Origin of the sequence: Candidatus Aegiribacteria sp., assembly GCA_021108435.1 — a bacterium.
Lineage (GTDB): Bacteria > Fermentibacterota > Fermentibacteria > Fermentibacterales > JCC-6 > Aegiribacteria.
This window is the reverse complement of record JAIOQY010000190.1, coordinates 1-18,520: the sequence shown is the minus strand read 5'-3', so window position 1 is coordinate 18,520 and position 18,520 is coordinate 1. Positions and strand designations below refer to the sequence as shown.

At 47.1% G+C, this 18,520-nt stretch carries 15 protein-coding genes; 6 read left to right on the top strand and 9 right to left on the bottom strand.

The genetic code is table 11. The features are described 5' to 3' along the window. Positions 1–121: 121 nt before the first annotated feature. On the top strand, positions 122–802 hold the full coding sequence (locus K8R76_11400) for an RNA methyltransferase (GenBank protein MCD4848779.1): 681 nt from the start codon (positions 122–124) through the stop codon (positions 800–802). Positions 803–817: 15 nt separating this feature from the next. Here the strand turns inward: K8R76_11400 and K8R76_11395 are convergent, their stop codons facing one another. Beyond that, positions 818–1,903: a 6-bladed beta-propeller gene (locus tag K8R76_11395; protein MCD4848778.1), complete on the bottom strand. Its 1,086-nt coding sequence runs from the start codon at positions 1,901–1,903 to the stop codon at positions 818–820. A gap of 239 nt (positions 1,904–2,142) precedes the next feature. Here K8R76_11395 and K8R76_11390 point away from each other — a divergent pair, with 239 nt between their 5' ends. Continuing rightward, on the top strand, positions 2,143–2,583 hold the full coding sequence (locus K8R76_11390; protein MCD4848777.1) for a hypothetical protein: 441 nt from the start codon (positions 2,143–2,145) through the stop codon (positions 2,581–2,583). Between the two features lie 16 nt (positions 2,584–2,599). On the opposite strand, the gene K8R76_11385 is transcribed toward K8R76_11390, so the two are convergent. Together K8R76_11385 and K8R76_11380 are read right to left on the bottom strand one after the other, a co-directional pair. Next, positions 2,600–3,310: a hypothetical protein gene (locus K8R76_11385; protein ID MCD4848776.1), complete on the bottom strand. Its 711-nt coding sequence runs from the start codon at positions 3,308–3,310 to the stop codon at positions 2,600–2,602. 50 nt (positions 3,311–3,360) lie between these two features. Further along, complete coding sequence (locus tag K8R76_11380; protein ID MCD4848775.1) at positions 3,361–4,308, bottom strand: hypothetical protein; 948 nt, start codon at positions 4,306–4,308, stop codon at positions 3,361–3,363. A 184-nt stretch (positions 4,309–4,492) separates the two neighbouring features. Here K8R76_11380 and K8R76_11375 point away from each other — a divergent pair, with 184 nt between their 5' ends. Beyond that, on the top strand, positions 4,493–5,776 hold the full coding sequence (locus K8R76_11375) for a radical SAM protein (GenBank protein MCD4848774.1): 1,284 nt from the start codon (positions 4,493–4,495) through the stop codon (positions 5,774–5,776). Position 5,777: 1 nt separating this feature from the next. Continuing rightward, positions 5,778–6,584, top strand: coding sequence for a methyltransferase domain-containing protein (locus K8R76_11370; GenBank protein ID MCD4848773.1), 807 nt, complete (start codon positions 5,778–5,780; stop codon positions 6,582–6,584). Between the two features lie 12 nt (positions 6,585–6,596). On the opposite strand, the gene K8R76_11365 is transcribed toward K8R76_11370, so the two are convergent. The 5 genes from K8R76_11365 to K8R76_11345 all read right to left on the bottom strand — a co-directional run bounded on the left by K8R76_11365 (position 6,597) and on the right by K8R76_11345 (position 14,515). After that, positions 6,597–7,664, bottom strand: coding sequence for a nitronate monooxygenase family protein (locus K8R76_11365; protein MCD4848772.1), 1,068 nt, complete (start codon positions 7,662–7,664; stop codon positions 6,597–6,599). Between the two features lie 280 nt (positions 7,665–7,944). Beyond that, the gene (locus K8R76_11360; GenBank protein MCD4848771.1) at positions 7,945–8,622 is read right to left on the bottom strand and encodes a hypothetical protein; all 678 of its coding nucleotides are present in this window, start codon (positions 8,620–8,622) and stop codon (positions 7,945–7,947) included. 415 nt (positions 8,623–9,037) lie between these two features. Then, complete coding sequence (locus K8R76_11355) at positions 9,038–10,855, bottom strand: T9SS type A sorting domain-containing protein (GenBank protein MCD4848770.1); 1,818 nt, start codon at positions 10,853–10,855, stop codon at positions 9,038–9,040. 317 nt (positions 10,856–11,172) lie between these two features. Next, positions 11,173–12,663, bottom strand: a complete 1,491-nt coding sequence (locus K8R76_11350) for a T9SS type A sorting domain-containing protein (GenBank protein MCD4848769.1) — start codon at positions 12,661–12,663, stop codon at positions 11,173–11,175. Between the two features lie 154 nt (positions 12,664–12,817). Further along, complete coding sequence (locus K8R76_11345; GenBank protein MCD4848768.1) at positions 12,818–14,515, bottom strand: T9SS type A sorting domain-containing protein; 1,698 nt, start codon at positions 14,513–14,515, stop codon at positions 12,818–12,820. Positions 14,516–15,114: 599 nt separating this feature from the next. Here K8R76_11345 and K8R76_11340 point away from each other — a divergent pair. Together K8R76_11340 and K8R76_11335 are read left to right on the top strand one after the other, a co-directional pair. Continuing rightward, positions 15,115–16,068: a hypothetical protein gene (locus K8R76_11340; GenBank protein ID MCD4848767.1), complete on the top strand. Its 954-nt coding sequence runs from the start codon at positions 15,115–15,117 to the stop codon at positions 16,066–16,068. A gap of 275 nt (positions 16,069–16,343) precedes the next feature. Beyond that, positions 16,344–17,027: a hypothetical protein gene (locus K8R76_11335; protein ID MCD4848766.1), complete on the top strand. Its 684-nt coding sequence runs from the start codon at positions 16,344–16,346 to the stop codon at positions 17,025–17,027. 164 nt (positions 17,028–17,191) lie between these two features. Here K8R76_11335 and K8R76_11330 read toward each other — a convergent pair whose 3' ends face one another. Further along, the gene (locus tag K8R76_11330; GenBank protein MCD4848765.1) at positions 17,192–18,310 is read right to left on the bottom strand and encodes a hypothetical protein; all 1,119 of its coding nucleotides are present in this window, start codon (positions 18,308–18,310) and stop codon (positions 17,192–17,194) included. Positions 18,311–18,520: the final 210 nt, after the last annotated feature.

Below are 18,520 nucleotides of genomic sequence, written 5' to 3'. Positions count from 1 at the left end.
CACTATTTAACAGAAACAAAGCAATATGTATTTAAAAATATCCAGCAGTTCGAACAATCGGCTGAAAATATCAAGAAGTCTGCATTCCAGATCATACATAATGAAACAAGGAGCTTTTCTTATGGAAGGATCACGCTTCGTTGCCGATTATCTCAGGAGTAATGAACCGAAGTGGATCATCCTCTCGGAGGAAGCCACTTCTGCTTCCAGAGCTGTCGCGAATGATGCATCTGAAGCAGGCATTGATGTTCTGGAAATACCTCCGAAATTTTTTTCTGAAATATCAGATACAGCTCACTCCCAGGGAATCATCGCTGTCTGCAAACTACCTGAAATTATAGAGAGCGAATTGAAGCCACAAGGGACTTTTCTCCTGCTGGACAGGATATCCGACCCAGGGAATACAGGTACAATCATTCGATCCGCTGCGGCATTCGGCTGCAGCAGTGTGATTCTGGGCGAAGGCTGCTGCTTTCCCTTCACGCCCAAGGTTACACGTGCATCAGCTGGAGCCAATGTGAAGGAATCTCTTCTGTATGACATTGATCTTCCCTCATTCATGCTGCAGCACTCCGATAACAGTACATTTATAGGAGCTGAAGCTTCCGGCGGCCCCATAGAACAAATTAAAGGCTCAGCTGGTAACACAGGCATAGTTATAGGTTCTGAAGCTCACGGAATCTCAGAAGAAGTTCGTGATCGTCTGGATTTCACTGTCAGCATACCTATGAAAGAAGGAGTGGAATCCCTTAACGCGGCGGTTTCCGCATCAATCCTGTTATATGTTGCGGGAAGTCAATAATCACTTGTCGCTTTATTAGTGGGTGGCACTCTTTTGATCAATGGTGTAAAGCAAAGGGTAAAATTCAGGATCCTCAGGAACAGCTATGATCCCGCCCGGTGATATATCAAATCTCCAGTTGTAAGCATCTTCTCTGTCAGGCAGACCTGCAGTATACAGAAGATTGCCCCGGTTATCGAAAATATCGAAAGTTGGCGAAAGCTCCGTTCCCCTCTGAACCCATAAATAGTCCAGACTGTCAACTCCCATGCAGCGTATCATTGGGCGGTTCGGCAGCGGTTCCCAGACCATTGTCATATCAGTGCCCTGACTGTAAACCAGTTCGATAAGAAATTTCTCTTCCTCGATTTCAGAAAGAGATTTCGGGACTTCATCATAAGGAAGGTATAGAGTATCTGCTATTGAACCATCGAACCGATAGCAGTAGATAACAGGCGTATCAGTGGGAGAGGGCGCCACGTATACCCTATCCTCTCCGGCGGTGGATATTGCTGAAAAGAGATCCATTCTATAAACATTATTTGGAGTGTCCTCCAGATTAAGCAGAAATTCCTGCTCAAAATAGACTGTTTCAATGCTGTCAGGGATTATTCCATTCCAAAGAGCTATACGTTTAGTCACTTGCAGTTCTCCTGTTTCCAGAAAGTCCATCCTGTTCCGGATTCCGACAACACCTTCAGTACCCACTGAAATCATGCTCATAGGAACGCTTCGTCCCAGATGAATTGAACTGATGAAAATCCCTTCGGGATCGTAGATATACCAGAAAGGCTGATCTTTTACGCAGAGGGTGCCGTTTCCAAGGACTTCAAGCATAGACGGAAACTGCATTTCTCCGGGACCGGAACCCGTTCTGCCGATCCGCTTGATGAATTCACCCGATCGGGAATAAACAAATATGCAGCACTGAATACCGTCCAGAATCAGAATTCTTCCGTCCGGCGCATAATCGAAGTCGCTTATGGAGCCGAAAACGTAGTTGCTGTCGCCCATTTCGACACCTATGGAATCCGCAATGTACAGCGTATCAATGGGCATAATGCTTACATCCTGATCATCACATTCATCGCCGCATGAAAGACAGAATAGAATTGATATCATAAATAGTCCTGAATACCGACATAATTTCATCTCTTACCAATCCAATGTTATTCTGATTCTTTCGCAAACGTGCCTTAACTATTAATAATCCGCGGTATATCCGCTGTAAATACCTGCAATACGAATTGAAAGCGACTGGTTCTCCCTCCTGATTATGGCTCCATCCATTTGCGAGGTTGCCGTGTCCGAAGTATTGTCGCTTCAGACAGGGCAGTCGTTTATCAGGAGGGAGCTGAGACATGAAAATTCCTGACGGATTCGTTATAAAGGGTGGGGCTTATGCTATGGATGGAGGTTCAATAGCCCTTGAGTTGAAAGATCCGGAAGGTGACAAACATGACATAGTGCTCTGGCAGCACATGTTCACGGAGCCCATTGATCCGGACAAAATACCGGGTCGTCTGTACTTCGATAAAATTCTCATCCCCGTTAGATCGTCGATGGAGAGTCAGATTCTTGCAGCCCTGAGGCAAGCCCGTCTGGGTAAAGCTAATCTGAAAAGTGATAGAGCTGAAGAAAAATTAGACTTGAATCCCGGCGTTATCATAGGGGATGATATCAAGGAGTACATGTCGAAGATAGACGAGAGTCCAAATGCAGCTCTCGCTCATCTTGTAAGGCAATTGATCGAATACGTTGAGTCAGCAGATTATGTCGAACTTGCCCGTATGTTGAATTAGCAGGATCAGATAAGGGTTAAAGGATCAGAAACGATGATATCTTCGTATCTAACGGGATATTCTCTTCCAGTACTCCTATATTCCACCATTCACCAGGTACAAGAATTACCGAAGCGTTCAGTTCCTCGATTAGAATGAGCGGGTTACCGTCATTGCCCCAGAATACACCTTCATACTCGTAATTAGCCTGAAGATTGCCCAATGTTGAAGCGGTTCCTATTCCCCTGTCGGTTACGAAGCGATCGGAGTATACCCTTATTCTGAAAACAGTTGTATCCTCGCCGCCGAGTTCCAGAACCAGAGCTTCCGTAGCCTCCCTGGCAAATGTAATCCTGATTATCGGCGCAGGCATGCCTTCAAGCATCAGTTCAGTTTCTTCGAATTCGACATCTCCATAGGCTTGAGCGATCTCCTCGATAACTTCGCGGTGCATCCCCACTTCAAAGAGTCCGGCGCGACCGTTTCCGAGAAGGAAGAGATCTTCGTCGACTGCTGCTGGTTCAGCCGGCAGAGAGTCTGCTTTGTAGTTATCTGTACCCCCCTGGGAAGCAAGCTTTCCCGGATCATCGGTCGCGTTTACCGATTCAATTTCGTTATCAGCCAGGACGGCGCCCGGGTCGGATACAGCCACAACATCAGATTCCTGTTCGGGATCTGAATTGCCAGCGCCGCATGACAGGGAAGGAAGCATAAGCAGGGTGATCAATACTGCAACAGTGTATTTCATGAATATCAGAGTTCCTCTCTTTTAGCCGCATCCCTTCCTCACGGTTCGTTTTACTGCTGGCCGGTCAGATCCTGCAGGGGAATATTGGTAGCTTCACGATTTTTCACCTTGTTCCCGGCAGTTGCCGCGGCTATCTGCTGTCCCATCATGCTGGACATCGGATAGACAATCACCATTGAACTCTCTTCCTTGGAGATATCCAGCAGTGCCTGTATCTGCCTTAGATCCATGGAATTCGGTGCTGAAGCAAGGGTTCGTGAAGCTTCCGCGAGGGAAGTCGCCACAAATTTCTCGGCTTCCGCCTGTATTTTCTTGGCCTTTGCCGACCTCTCAGCTCTGGCGATAACAGCGAGCTCTTCCACAAGAGAGGGAGGCGTACCTACATCGGTTATTCTTACAGCTCGAACATTAACACCGAAGTCCGAAGCAGCGGAGTCGATACCCCTCTTCAGGTCTTCCGCTATTCTGTCCGTTTCGCTCAGAAGAGGTCTCAGGTCGTTGCTTCCTATTGTGCTTTTCAGTGCTTCCATTGATGCCCATTCGGTCGTCTTCCAGTAGTTCTGAACATCGATGGCGGCCTTTTCAGGGTTTTCGATTTCCAGTTCGACGGCTGCGGTAACATCGATGGGAATATTGTCCTTTGTGAGAGTCTTTGTAGCTTTCACTTCATAGGTGGTTATTCTGATATCAAGGATACGCGCAACGGAATAGATAAATGGTGGAACAAGAAAGAATCCGGGACCCCTGGCTCCCACAGATCTCCCAAGACGCAAAAGAACCATCCTCTGCCACTGGGGCAGAACATGAACCATCTTCGCGAAGGTATTGGCAAACCAGAAGATAGCTATGGTTTTGAGAATGATCCAGAGTATCGTGAGATCGAACTCGAAATTGACAACATCAAAATCAGGCCATACCAGCAACAGCCAAAGTGGTGCGAATATTACAAGGCGTATCAGGGATCGCATGAAATTCTGTACAGGATTTCTTCTGATCATGATAAACCCTCCTTTTCGTTGAAGCTCATTCATTCAGGAATATCTATCGTTTATACATAAAGATTCATGGGTACCGCAAGGATTTCTTCTGATCCTGTAAGTCGGTACGATTTTTTTATAAGCTTTCATGACTCTATATTACCTGTACAGTGAATCACCATGAACCAACAGTAAGGATACAGGAATGCAATGCCCTGGCGCGGACAGTCTCTTTCTCCGGGCAAACGGTAATTTCGTCTGCTGGGACGATGCGGGAAGTGATAAAATCCTGCAGCAATACGATTCCGATATGGATATGTCACGTATTCTATCAGACAGCGGTCCATGTGCATTGATTTCAAAGAAACTTGCCGGAAACATTTTACCATTTTCCGATACCTGTCCGGGATGCTATTGCCTGTCCTCCCGCGGCTCGCCTTGTTTCAACAGCCATGTACTCAATGTTATGCAGGTTGAACCCTCTTCCAGGTGCACACTGGAATGCAAGGCCTGTGCAACGCCTGAAGAAAGAGCAAGGCTGCAACTGCCCCACACCCTCTCGTCAGCTGTATTCCAGAAAGTGCTACAGGATTTCTCCAGGAGCGGGATAGACATCCGAACATTCGATTTTTCAGGTCATGGAGAGCCTATGATGAATCCTGACCTCTGGCAGATAGTAAGCATGGCCCGAAAACACTATCCCAGAGCGTTTCTCTCTTTAATCACAAACGCTCATGGAGATTTCGAGGAAAATCATGCCGTTTCCGGTCTGGATCAGATCCAGTTTTCCATAGACGGTGTGGACCAGAAGAGCTACGAAAAATACAGAGTTGGTGGAAACTTTACGAAAGCATCCAGTTACATGAAATCCTTCACAGGAGCTGCCAGATCATCCGGATCATCCGTTCGCATGATCTGGCGATATATCCTTTTCAACCACAATGACAGTACTGACCAGCTCAGAGAGGCCTATGAAATGGCTTCTGAATTCAGAGTTCACGAACTTCGCTTCGTGTTCACTCATAAAGGAATGTGGTCCACCGATCTTACTTCCGCTGAGGAACTGCGAAGAAGTCTTATCAGTCTGGGTGTGCCATCATGCAGTATTCATATGGACTCTTTCAAATCTCTCCGCAAAAGACAGAGACTGAGCCACTTACTGAATCGTAATCAGAACCTGTACAGCATAGCACGGAAACTATGGAGGAAAGCGAAAAGAAAGCCTTCTCTCAGTACGATAGTAACATCTGACTTCTATCAACTGTACGAACCGGAACTTCAGCAAACCCTCGACCTTGGAAGTAAATTGCTCCGGAAGGGGAGGTTGAGGGATGCGAGGGCACTGTTCTTACATGTCAATAAAATGGTACAATTACCGGTAACTCACAACGCAGCCTATGATCCAGAGATAATTTACAGACATTTGGGGCACTCATACAAACGACTGAAAACCGCACTGAGTAATTACCCGACTGGAACAGCGATATAGAATGAAAATGAGAAAGGCAGCCGGCAATTTATTGAAATCAGTTCACCTTCTACATGCGGGGCGATATACATACAGAAAATTGATCGGACATTGGAAAACCTTCCATTGGCGAATTCTGAATGGTACTGAACCCGCACCGGACGGTATCCCATACCCTCCTCCACACCTTTGTTTTCCCGTAGCTGCTAATTACGGTCCGGTTCATTTTTTCTCCTCAGGGAAGAAAGGAGCCGCAGCAATCCTGAACATTCTTCAAAAGAATGGAAAAAATATCGAAGATTTTGAGAGAATACTCGATTTTGGATGTGGCTGCGGGCGTATTGCAAGACACTGGCAAAACCTTAAGGGGCCGAAGATATACGGTACTGATATTAACCCGAAGCTGATAGACTGGTCCCGACAGAACCTGGCCTTCGGTCAGTTCAGCACAAACGGGCTTGAATCAGCACTGGAATATGCGGACAACAGCTTCGACTTTGTATACGCAGTAGCGGTATTCGGACATTTTCGAGAAGAACTTCAGAAACACTGGATGAACGAACTGCGACGTGTACTCAAACCGGGAGGGTTTCTCCTTATAACTGTCAAGGGAAAAAATCGGATAGGAGAACTCACTGAAAAAGAGGCTGCAAGATTCAGGTCAGGAAAACTCGTTGTGATTGAACCAGAGATGTCCGGGGCGAATTACTGCCTTGCATACCATCCTGACAGCTATTTTCGAAATATTCTTGCAGGTGATATGGAAATCCTCTATTTCGAACTATCAGGTTCACCGGATACCGCGCAGGATGTCTACCTTCTCAGATAGTTTTCAACACACTCAGGAAAGAAAAGATTCCGCTTCCTGTACCAATTCCTCCATCAGTTCCCTGACACTTACTATCTTGTTGATTCTATATACATTCTGACCGCACATAGGAAATCCTTTGTCGAGCTTCCCCCGAGCCGAGTTTAACAACGCAAGCGCGATGCAGTAGTTTGCCGTATCTGCGTCGCATGTCAGTAAGCATTTGTAAAAGCAGGCGAATTTCTGTTTTTCACCCAGACTCTTCTGAACGAATGATGTCTTTATCACACGTGCGGGCATTCCTACAGGAGACCGAATCAAAGCTATGTCGTCCACGGTTGCGTCAATATACGACTGCTTGTAGGCATCTGAGACATCACATTCGTGTGTAGCCACAAAGCGTGTGCCCATTTGAACACCGCTTGCACCCAGATTCAGGAACCTGGCGATATCAGCCCCAGAATAAATGCCACCCGCTGCTATAACGGGAATTCTTCGCCCAGCTTGTTGTTCATATCGATCAGCGACTACAAGGGTCTCATGCACCAGCGTCTCGAGGTCAGCAGCAGAACCATCCACCAGTTCTTCGAACTTGAAACCAAGATGACCGCCAGCCATCGGTCCTTCCACCACCAGAGCGTCAGGAAATCGTGAATATCTTTTGGACCATGTTCTGCATACGATATCCGCAGCACGTCCTGACGAAATGATCGGTACAAGTTTCATTGGAGAATTGCCAACATATTCAGGTAAACGCAAGGGAAGACCGGCACCGGATAAGAGGACATCAACACCTTCCTCCGCACAAACCTCCACCAGATCACTGTAATTCGTGAGCGCCACCATCACGTTCACGCCTACGGCCAGCCCCTTCTGCTTCACTTCCCTGATCTCGGTTGCCAGAGCCTGGCGGGACCTTTCCTCGAAGCGGATAGTAGAAGCCATGTCCTCTCCCAGACCAACGCTGGCAATGACACCGAGGCCGCCCATTAAAGAAACTGCGGATGCAAGTGAAGCCTTTGATACGGACACACCCATGCCGCCCTGAATAATAGGAACGCGAATAGTCAGATCACCGATTGTAAGACCCGGTATTTTCATCTGGACCTTTCTATAAATAGTGCGCACTCGAACCGTTCAAAGATACATAATGTCATCGAAGTGCCCCGAACGGCACATGTATTCGGTGGGAATAAGTCTGTACTGCGCAATGGTCAGCAGTGGCTACTTCGCCCTGATCGCCCGAAAATACCACAAACAATGTCGTCCATACAAGTGCGTCAAGAAGAAAATTATCAGTCAGAAATTGGATATGACGCAGAGTAGCAATATTAATGATCTATTAATTGAGTTTCTTCATTATGCCTGTATGCTGTCCGAACTAAAGATTCTTAAGAAGATCCTGCAGAGCGAGGGTGCCGGGATCATCAACACCGAACTTCATCCACAATCGATGAAGTTCTTCCTTAAGATTTTCATAGGATTTCCCACTTCCGATCATGAGAAGGATCCTGTAGAGAATGGCTTTGTTCATATAACCCTGGTAAATACATGGGGCAATAAAGGGATTTTTGCTCCATACTGCCTGATATACCCTCCGATCGTCAGATGTAATGATCGCTATCAGGTATTCTTTCGCGTCAGCCTGGACAATCAGCCATTCTCCGGGCCAGTCCAGCTTGCAGCTGTTCACAACCTCGCAGCCTGGAATATTCTTATCCATGCTGTCGCTGTGAATGTGCAAAAGTGTTTTAACGCCCCCTGCTGCTGTTTCCATTATGGAGTCCTTCAGATGATTGAGTGGAGTCGGATCAATATCAACGAGAAGAGAACTCTCCGCTGAACGGATTATTTTCTCTGCCCGGTGATAGACCTGATGCACGGTTGTGAGCCTGTAAACCCCCTCCTCGGGAGGAGGTTTACTAATTGATTCAATATCCTTCTCCAGGATTTTTCTGGATTTCTCAAGCCCTCTTACAACGATATCCACATATTCACCGATTGGAATTGGTGAATATAGACGGCTTTTACCGCTGTTATCAACAACAACCGCCCCCATCTTCTGCAGGTTCTCAAGGGTTTTATATGTATTCGGTACCGGTTTGCCTGTTATCTGGGCAACTCTGTAACCGGTTATACCCGGCTCGATTAAAAGGGCAAGATAAACATCCGATTCAAATCCGCTGAAACCGAGGTTCTGCAGATGTTCTGCTGTTCTGCTTAAGGGCAGAAGGGACTCCTTTCGTTCAGTGAAATACTAATCCGTATATCTCACCAGAGTTACTACTGCAACGGCGCATAAGACACTCGCATACTGCGTTATGCTCAATCGTCCTTCCTTGAAGTATGTATAATACATCTCCGTCGATCTCATTCGCATGCCTTGTCTGCGTGCGCTTCTACACCGTTTCGTTACGCAACCTGGTGAAATGTGCGGACTAATATCTTCATCATATGCCCTTACTGCAACCTGTTCATCGATCAAGCACGATCACAGGAAGAGCGATAACTGTTCCTGAGGCTTCCCTCATGTACATCCTGTAGGATCCATCCGGGAGGTTGGATATCTGCAGGAATTCCTCGGAGTTTTCTTCCAGATCCCGGCTGTCTGACCATACCAGTCTTCCGGAGCAGTCATAGATCCCTAATTCTACACAGCAGTTCCGGTTCCCTTCTAATCGGATAATCACCGATCCCCTGACAGGATTACCGCCGATCAGAGTTAGTGTCAGGCCTGATGATTCAGCCTGGCCATGCACCCCTGTCGGATCCCAGTTAAGCTGCAGCGATTCAAGAACCGGAGACATCGAGGGATCAGAAGTATCTATATCTATCCGGTACTGAAAATACCTTTCAAGAAGACCACTGAGTTCCATGGGATTCTCGAAAGGGAGTGACCAGTCACCCATCGCACCCGGGTCATCAGAAGTTCGGTAGCTTACAGAAAAACCGGTACTTGGAGGAAGCAAACAGCTCCAGTCAATACTTGCCCACTGTGGATTTTCTCCCGTATCCAGAATTGAACTGATAAGCCATCCAGAAGGCTTGAACTCCGCCATTTCGTACCACAGGATTCTGCCTGAGCCCCTGCAGGTCAGTACTGCATCAAGGTCACCGTCACCGTCCACATCGGCGGGTAGCGAGCAGGCTATGCTTCCAAGGTCAGTGGCTATCGGATGCCTCATCCAGGAAGTACCTCCCGCCGTATTTTCATACCAGAAGGCGCCACCGGAACCAAATGAAGAAGCAATAACATCGTAGTCTCCGTCACCATCAATATCCCCGGGTCTTGCGTAGCCGCAGCCCGACTGAGAGCTGATCACTTCCCTTGTCCATTGGACAGGTATGCCGCCTCCGTTCCTGAACAGAAGGACTCTGCCTTCGTCGAGGGACGATGCTATAAGATCCGGGTCGCCATCCAGATCAACATCCGACGCTCTCACCGAATGGGCTCCGTAAACCGGGTAATAGATAAGCTGTTCTGTCCATGTAGGGTCTCCCCCACCGGATCCGTACCATGCAACTATGTTGTCGCCAAGCCACATACTTGCAACAACATCCATAAGACCATCTCCGTTGAGATCGCAAGCCTGTATCCTGCAGGGATAGTTGACTGATGTTGAAATATCCTGCTCGTGCCACACTATTGGGGTACCACCATCATTCCTCCACCAGGTTACCCTGTCGCCCTCCGCAGCTGCGGCGAGAATATCAGGATCATCGTCATTATCCATGTCGAAACTTTCTACATCATGTCCACCCGCGAAGGACGGGGAGATCACCACCTCAGTCCACATGGGAGTGGGACTGCCGTCATTAAGGAAAAGCAGTACTCGCCCGCCGTAGTAGGTAGCGCATAGGATATCAGGGTCTCCATCGTCATCGATGTCGACTATATCACAGCCGGTCGGGCTGTCTGCTGTTGAGGAAATTATACCCTCCACCCATCCGCCGGAGCCATCTGCGTACCAGGCGCAGAATTGAGGCGACTGGGATCCTCCTCCGATGATGTCGTTGAGACCATCTCCGTTGAGATCGCCGACGTCAACGGTATACGCTCCCGCAAACGAGTTATCAACAGCATGAAACACCGTCTCCTCAAGCTGCACCGAAGCCAGGGCCAGCTGGCCGGGAACAGCGAGCCAGGAAATGTCCTGGCAGCTGTCGAAGCAGGAGCCCCAGTCCCCTGTTGGTCCAGTTGTGCCCGAACCCTGAGTCCAGTCACTCTGAACGGCCTGAGCAGCAATGCAAACTACTGTCAGAATCATAGAAAGAACAATCGATATTTTCATAGCGCCCTCCTTATCAATAAGAAAATAATAATTGATTGTTGCAAAGTATACTAATAGAGTTCTGATTGTCAAACATTAGTCAGTTTAATTATACAAATAGAGATAAATGGGTTAATCCACGTATTTCGCATTGAATTGACAGAACCGGTGCTGTCCTGTTTTGTAAAATTCTTTTACGCTTTGGTTATTTGCTTGGATGGCGGGCCAGGGTAAACCTGACCGCGGACGGATTCTACCTTAAGCAGGAGGACTTACTTCATATCCATATTCAGTGCTTCTGTCAGAAGCGCGTATTCACACACTGCACATTGATGACCCTATCTGAGGATAACTACCGATGTCTGTGCTGATATGCCTGCTGCTGTAACTTTCACAATGTAAAATCCCGTCTGGATTGATGATAAAGACAGCGTGCAGGATGAATCTTCAAGTGTACCGGATGCCACAAGCCTTCCGGAAGTATCATACAGTTCCACTGTACCCTGCTGTGCTTCAGCATATGTCAGAACCAGTTCCGACTGACAGGGGTTTTCCGCAATTATCAATCCTGATGACGTATTGGTCTCAGTACTCTGATCCTCAATGCCCAGCATGTGCATTGCAGGCATCAATGATGGATCACCCAGAAGGACCATACCCAGATGCCATGATCTCTCATCCTGGGACAGACCGTTGGTAGCGATGTAGTCCCACCAGTCTTTGTATGCTTCACCTATCGATGCTCCTTGTCCCATAGGATAGTAGAACTGGGTGAACTGCATCATGGAACCCGTCTTGGTGCTGCCAACGGAAGCAAGTCCTGCGGACGTACAGAATGCGTAAACCGCTCCCATGCAGCGAGTAGTTGTAAAACGGGCATTTGAACATGCGAACAGGTTATAGAAATGCGCCTGTGGGTTGGCAGGTACGATCTCGTCCCAGTTGGTGGAGGGACCCTGTGCCCAGTAATGAGTATTCGGACTCGAATGTACAAAGGGGCTTATCCAAACGTAGGCATCCGGAAGCCTGGTCTCCAGATAATCAGTTCCGTTGGTTCCGTAAATATCGTTTACCAGTATCGTGTTGGGATAGAGGTGCTGCATTGAAGCCTGCAGACCAGACCAGCCTGCCCAGTCATCATCCACATACAATAGAGCAGTCAGAGGGTCGGGACCTCCGTTCATCCGCCAGACATGGTTCCGCTCGATGTAGTCATTAAGCATCTCGATGGGATCACCAAGCGCATTGAGATTGTCCACCTTGATCCGTCCGGTATATATCTCCGGATCCAGACTTCCGCTGAAAGTATCGTATTTTCCATCCGATCCGGGAACACCGCTTGAGGGATAACCCACCCAAAGATCTTCCCATGTTCCATCAAGATCCATCAGGAAATAATCACAAGGGAAGTGCTCATTACCTCCGAATGAGTTCTCAAGCATGACCCAGGCAGTGGGGAGAATCCCCACCAGAACCGCGCCCTCCAGTCCATCGTTGTACTTATCCGTAAGGTAACTCTTGAGATCCTCCGGTGTACTGTAGGTAACCTCCACTACCTCCCATGAAAGCCCCTGGGACGCGATATCAGCGGTCCACTGTTCGAGGACTCCAGCCTCAAGACTGTCGGTAAGTCCATTCTCGAATACCAGCAGAAACTCCGCTCCATCGCTTCCCATAATGGTTCTTGCGAAGAACGGCTGGAAATCGGGCTGATCCTCTAGCCACTCTTCGTACGTTCCCGCCACATAATTTGGATCAGGGTTTCTGGTCACGGTAATATCGTCGTAAACATCACCCAGAAGAGCCACAGCTATAATCATCAGAATCATATCATCCTCCTGTACAGAGATATCTTAGTCTCTTTGCCGTTCAAACATTATATAACAAAAACATAATGCACTCAGGGAACATAATCTGCTTCAGATTCGCAGACCATCTACAACTGAACAGGAAGATCATGGTATTTAATCGATTATCGGTTTTCTATCTCACCAGGATGACCATAGCACTACTCACGGAACCTTTCTCTGTCTTAAGAACACAGATGTACACGCCTGCCGGAACCAGACTACCCAGATGATTTCTACCATCCCAGCTGATATTGTGGGTTCCGCTTTCTACCATACCATAAGTGAGTGTACGGACAGTACGACCTGAAATATCGAAAACTGTCAGATCAACAATTTCAGAGGAATGGCATGTATATGTTACCTGCGTTGTGTTAGTGAATGGATTGGGATTCACGTTAATGTCTGGATTGCTGACGGAAGGGCCCCCTGCGATACCGGTCTGCTGCCAGTCGTAGTAGGCTTCAAGGAATTCATTCCATTGAGTGTTGTCGGCGAAATCCAGATTAACATTTCCGTATTGAGTATTGAAAGATTCTGCATCAGGCGGAAAATATATAGTCAGACCGTGAGTCCTGGACTGAGAGCTTCCGTGACACTCGTTGATTATAGCAGGAGTGAAGGCCTGCCTGATCTCCAGCGCCTTATCAAGAACAAAGGGATCGGTCTCTACTTCCGTGATCTGCAACAGGTAATCGTACAGGTCAGTTTCGTAACAGGTATAAGTCCCTCCCTTTCCCATAATCCAGGCATTATTACGGGCTGTCTGAATATTCGGGCCAAGTTCGCCCATGTTTTGTATCATGTACACTATCAGTTCATCCAGAGGGTCAGTGAAATCCTGTATCCTGGCCTGGTCAACAGCGCTCATCGTGAGCCACTCAATGTATTGAATAGGAGCGTTTACCTCAACGAGATCTATTATCATGCTGCCGATCTCCGCATTGGAGAGAGAGGAGGAATCATTGAGTATATCGCAGATATCATCAATTATGTCCCACCAGAAGATGTACCCGGTTATCTCCTCGCTTCCAATGTAGACATCCACACAATCCCGGAGTTCGTAGGCTGATTCCAGCGCGCCCATTAAGCAAGGGGCGGTGAAGGCTAAAATATCTACCCCACCGGCTTTTCTGATTGCGCAATCAATCTCGTCCATAAGGAGAAAATCACCATAAGAGGTGTAATCCCAACATGCTCCCATCCATCCTCCCCCGTGGTCGTACATGGTCAGTATATATCTATCGGCCGGGTAGTTCGCCTTGCCCCATACGATGAAGTCGTAGAGTGTTGACCAATCCCCCATATTCCTTTCCCCCCAGTCCTCCAGAAATACCGGATAACTGTCTTCATGGACATACCACAGGGTAGTTGGTTCGTCTTCAGTGTCCTGCAGGACAATCACTTTAAGGCTTTCGGATGAGTAAGCATCGCTGGAGAAAACCAAAAATGGATTGAAGGCCGGAAATTCTGCATCGTCGTAGAAGAGGAAGGTCCACGCTATGTCCAGATCGCTGCCAGGATCAGGCAGTGGTGAGGTGAGATCCATGAACGTCTCTTCCCGCGGTGTCTCCATCTCAATCAGCCGTTTGAAGAGTTCAAGATGATCTCCTTCAGGCAGGAATCCGCTTCCCATATCCTCGAAAGTGGTCTTGTACGTTGCCGGATCAGAAAAAACTTCTCTGTCAGCAATGGCAACCTGTGCCAGGAAGGGTATGAGAAATAGAAATACAATCGCAGCGCAATGTTTCCGAACTATGCTCTTCCACCGAATAGTATTTAAAAAGATTACTGCAGCTCCTGCAAGTGTTGATATGCCAATATGTTTGCCCATCAGCGATTCCTCATTTCACAATACTCAGATGCAATTTAATACTGTATCAATACTATAGATACAAGTATTCAGTAAACAAGTCAATAATAGATAGAGAATCACTATTTCAGTATTCAACCGAATATCCGAATCGAATAATAAACTTACTTAGAGCATACCCGGCTTCATGTGTTGTTTCAGTAGCAACCATCATGTCTGGAAACCTGCGGTCCTGTGGAAATCCACAGCAACCAGCATGTCCGGAAACCTGCGGTTCCTGGGGAAATCCACAGAATACAGGTGAAATTTCCGGATTGAATATCATGTTCATGCAGAAACGCCTCATCTTGACATTGCATAAGCAAAACCCTACAATTTATTTTGATCATCCTCTTTTGGATGAAGTGAAATCAGTCGAATTAGTAGTGTTTATTTAGAGATATGAGGTGATGCTATTTTGCAAAAACGGATACTCCTGTCTGTATTTACCTGTTCAATATTTCTTCTGGCGTGTATTGAGGAGCCAACTGCGACAGATTCCGCTCCTTCAGCCGGAACACTTACTGTTACGGAGATAGACACCGGCTCATTACACATTAATTGGCAGGTGTGCGAAGCCGGTGACTTCACTTCTTATCAGTTATTCTGTTCAGAATATTTCATCAGCAGAAAATCTTGGAGCATTTCTGGAATCCACTGATACCTCGTTCGTTGATACAACGGTAGTCGGAGGTACAACCTATTATGTTGCCCTCGCAACTGTGTTGAACTCTGATGATGATTTATTGTGGAGCAACGAAGTATGCGTAACAATTCCATGCACGGGTACATTGCCAACTGTTACAGGGCTGACAATTGATGAAGCATTGTCTGAAGGAATGTCCGTTGTGCTTAACTGGAATCCTGTTGCAGGAGATGCTGATGGTTATGTGATATACTTCAAGGCAAATGCTAAAGGAGGTTGGGTTTCAGTCGGTGATGTTTCTCTTACTACCTTTAACCATCAAGCTACATGTGCCGGACTCTACTCAGTCAAGGCTTACCTGGGATCCGAGTTCTCCGAGAACTATTCGAATACTGTCAGTACTATGCCAAATGAAATATCTACACTGTATACGATATGGGATAATCATGCACCAGAATACGAGTATAACGCGTTTATATTCGGCGCGATATCGGGTATAGCCGGATTCGCAGCCAGCTCTTCTTTCATACAGGACATCTATTGCTATGATGGTAATTGGCCGATCAGTCCAGTAGGTTTCTTCAGCGGTGCTGCTCCACCTTTTGGGAATGGTTATGAGACAATGATGTTCGCATGGGGTGAACAGGGTTGGATAAACTACGGGGCGGCTCCGGGAGGGACATATGCCTGGTGGGTAATGGGGTATATCATCCAGGATGATGTGATATTCGCACATCTGCATGACGGTTATTTCGTAAAAATCTATGTTGTTGATATTCCTCAGCATCCCGATCAGCCACTCAGTTACGGAATAACATTTCATTACGAATACCAATGCATTAATGGCCTTGCTCTTTTCACAACGGACAACACGATGGGCATTTATTGATCAGGGTACTGGTTATTTGTTCTCAATAACTTAGAAATAGAAATCTTATATGCATGTTAATGACAGCATAATAGCAAAAATGAATTTAACTGTATTCGAAAAGATTTAACCATAGGCAGGCATCTTGATACATCATCTAACTTTCTTTACTGATACTCCCGAAAACAGAATTTAAGTGATTCAGCAGGTTTCAGAGTTCCTGAACTCATCTTGACATCACATACGTAAAACTTTACACTCTATTTGGGTCTACCTCCATTGAAAGGAGGTGAGTTATGAGAGTATTCCTTTCCGCTATTCTGATCATATCCCTGTCATCTTCACTGGCTGATCAACCTTATGAATTGGGCTCCCGTCACATTCCAGGAACTGGTCCGACTGGGATAGACAACCTGGTTTATTCACAGACTTACAATTTTGAAAACTTGCTTAACGGTTACAGCATCTACGGCGCTGGTGATCGGTGGGCCTGCGATGACGTTGAGGTTATTGGTTTAGCCTGGATTCATGAGATCTACGTCTGGATGATCTGGACAGGTGGGCATGCCTCAACGATGAACTTAGTAGTCTCCAAGGATGATACCGGCGATTCCGACCCAAACACAAATACCGATGTGTGGGCCGAGAGCGCATCCTGTACTAACACATTCACCGGTGACAGTAGCTGGGGTTTTGACATCTACGAGAACCATATAATCCTCTATGAAGACTCGTATACTCTTGAGCTTCTTCCTGGTATTCACTACTACTTTGAAACCCAGGCTGATATCTCTGATAACTGCTTCATTCTTGTAAGTCACAATTACATCGGTGACTATTGCTGGTACAACGATGGTTCCGGCATATGGGAGAGGTCCGATGTTGTATTCGAACAGGACTCCGATATGTTCTTCGATTTCGACGGACAGTTTGCTGCTGTGGAATCTGAAACCTGGGGCAACATAAAAATCCTCTTCTAGAAGTTCTAAAGCCCCCCTGTCGCTTTATTGGTGGGTGGCACTGTTTGGGGCACTGGCGGGGCATCGTGACACATTATCGAACTTTCTCTGTTGATCCTCCCGATAAATGAATTAAGTGATTAAACAGGTTGCTGAGTTCATGGATTTTAGCAGCAGTATTCTCATCATTCAGTGATACTGCTGGATGTTCCACGCAAAAGTGGATAGTAAAAGAGCTTATCATAGTCGGCAATGAGCAACCCCTCCGAGCCGGGCATAGACATGACAAGCCCTTCCCTGGGGAAGTCCTCCAGGATTCGTCCGTGAACAGGCTCGAAGTTCTCCCAATCAATCCCGGTCAGAAGAACCTCGCATGATTCTCCTGTAGAGCAGAGATAGAGTGCGTCCGATACCCAGCATCGAACATTCAACCACTCAGTGGTGTTTTCCAGAAGTGTTCCGTCAGAGAGAACAAGGAACTGCTTTCCCTCATGCTCAGCCAGCAGACCATCCGGCAGAACCCAGCTAAGGACTTTCAAGTAAGATCCACCGTAGAAATCAATGAATGATCCCTCGGCAGAAATGCGGGCAAAAGCGAGCAGCGATCCCTCGTTCGCTATTGCTGCGAGATCACTGAAAGGACAATCTATATAGCCTGAACTGAGCGGAAGATCTTCATGAAACCGCGAGCCGTCCCGTAGATCGATAATTGTGTAGAACTCGTATTGCTCCTCAGCTGTTTCCCCTGACATGTATGCGATGTAGTCAGATGCATTAATGCCACAGGGCATGAAGGGATAGCCATAAAGCAGATTGGTGTCTGAGCTGAAGCTGAACTGAGGACCTCCACCAGCATTTTGTGCGAGAGCAACAGTCTTCGATCCTGAACCGTCGGATCTTGAAACGACCACCGCTAAAGGCGCGGGACCAACTTCCTCCAAACCGGGGGTATCAACGGAGATCGCGAAGCAGACCCACTCCCCATCTATGCTGGAACTCAGATACAGTGTTCTGCCCGTTTCGCTCCATTCCAATATGCGAGGATCCCAGTCGGACGACCACTCAATAGGTTCCAGAGGATGATCAATATTAACAAGACGAATCTCACCGCTGGAATCCACGAAGAGAACCTCTTTCTCGGAGATTGGTGTGAAGAGTTGTACATCCTCAGCAAGAAGGAATGGAGATTGAGAGATATCCTGACTCGAAGCATGTCCCGTTAGTGTCATCAGAAGTATCAGAATGAACGTGATTCGGCGTAGCGCAGGATTAGATCTTCCGTTCTCCGCGACTCTGTATCTCATTTTCATTCTCCATCCAACCCATCCGGTCATTGCTTCCCTATTGAACTGACAATAGCGGTAGCAGCTCAGACATGTCAATTTCATGAAGATCTGGAGAACTATCATTACTGCTGCTGCGGAAGCTTACTTCAGCGAAGCGAAGATCAGAACACTTAGCGTTTTATTCGACTCGCTACGCTCGCTCAGGGTAAACACACCAGTTCGCTATTC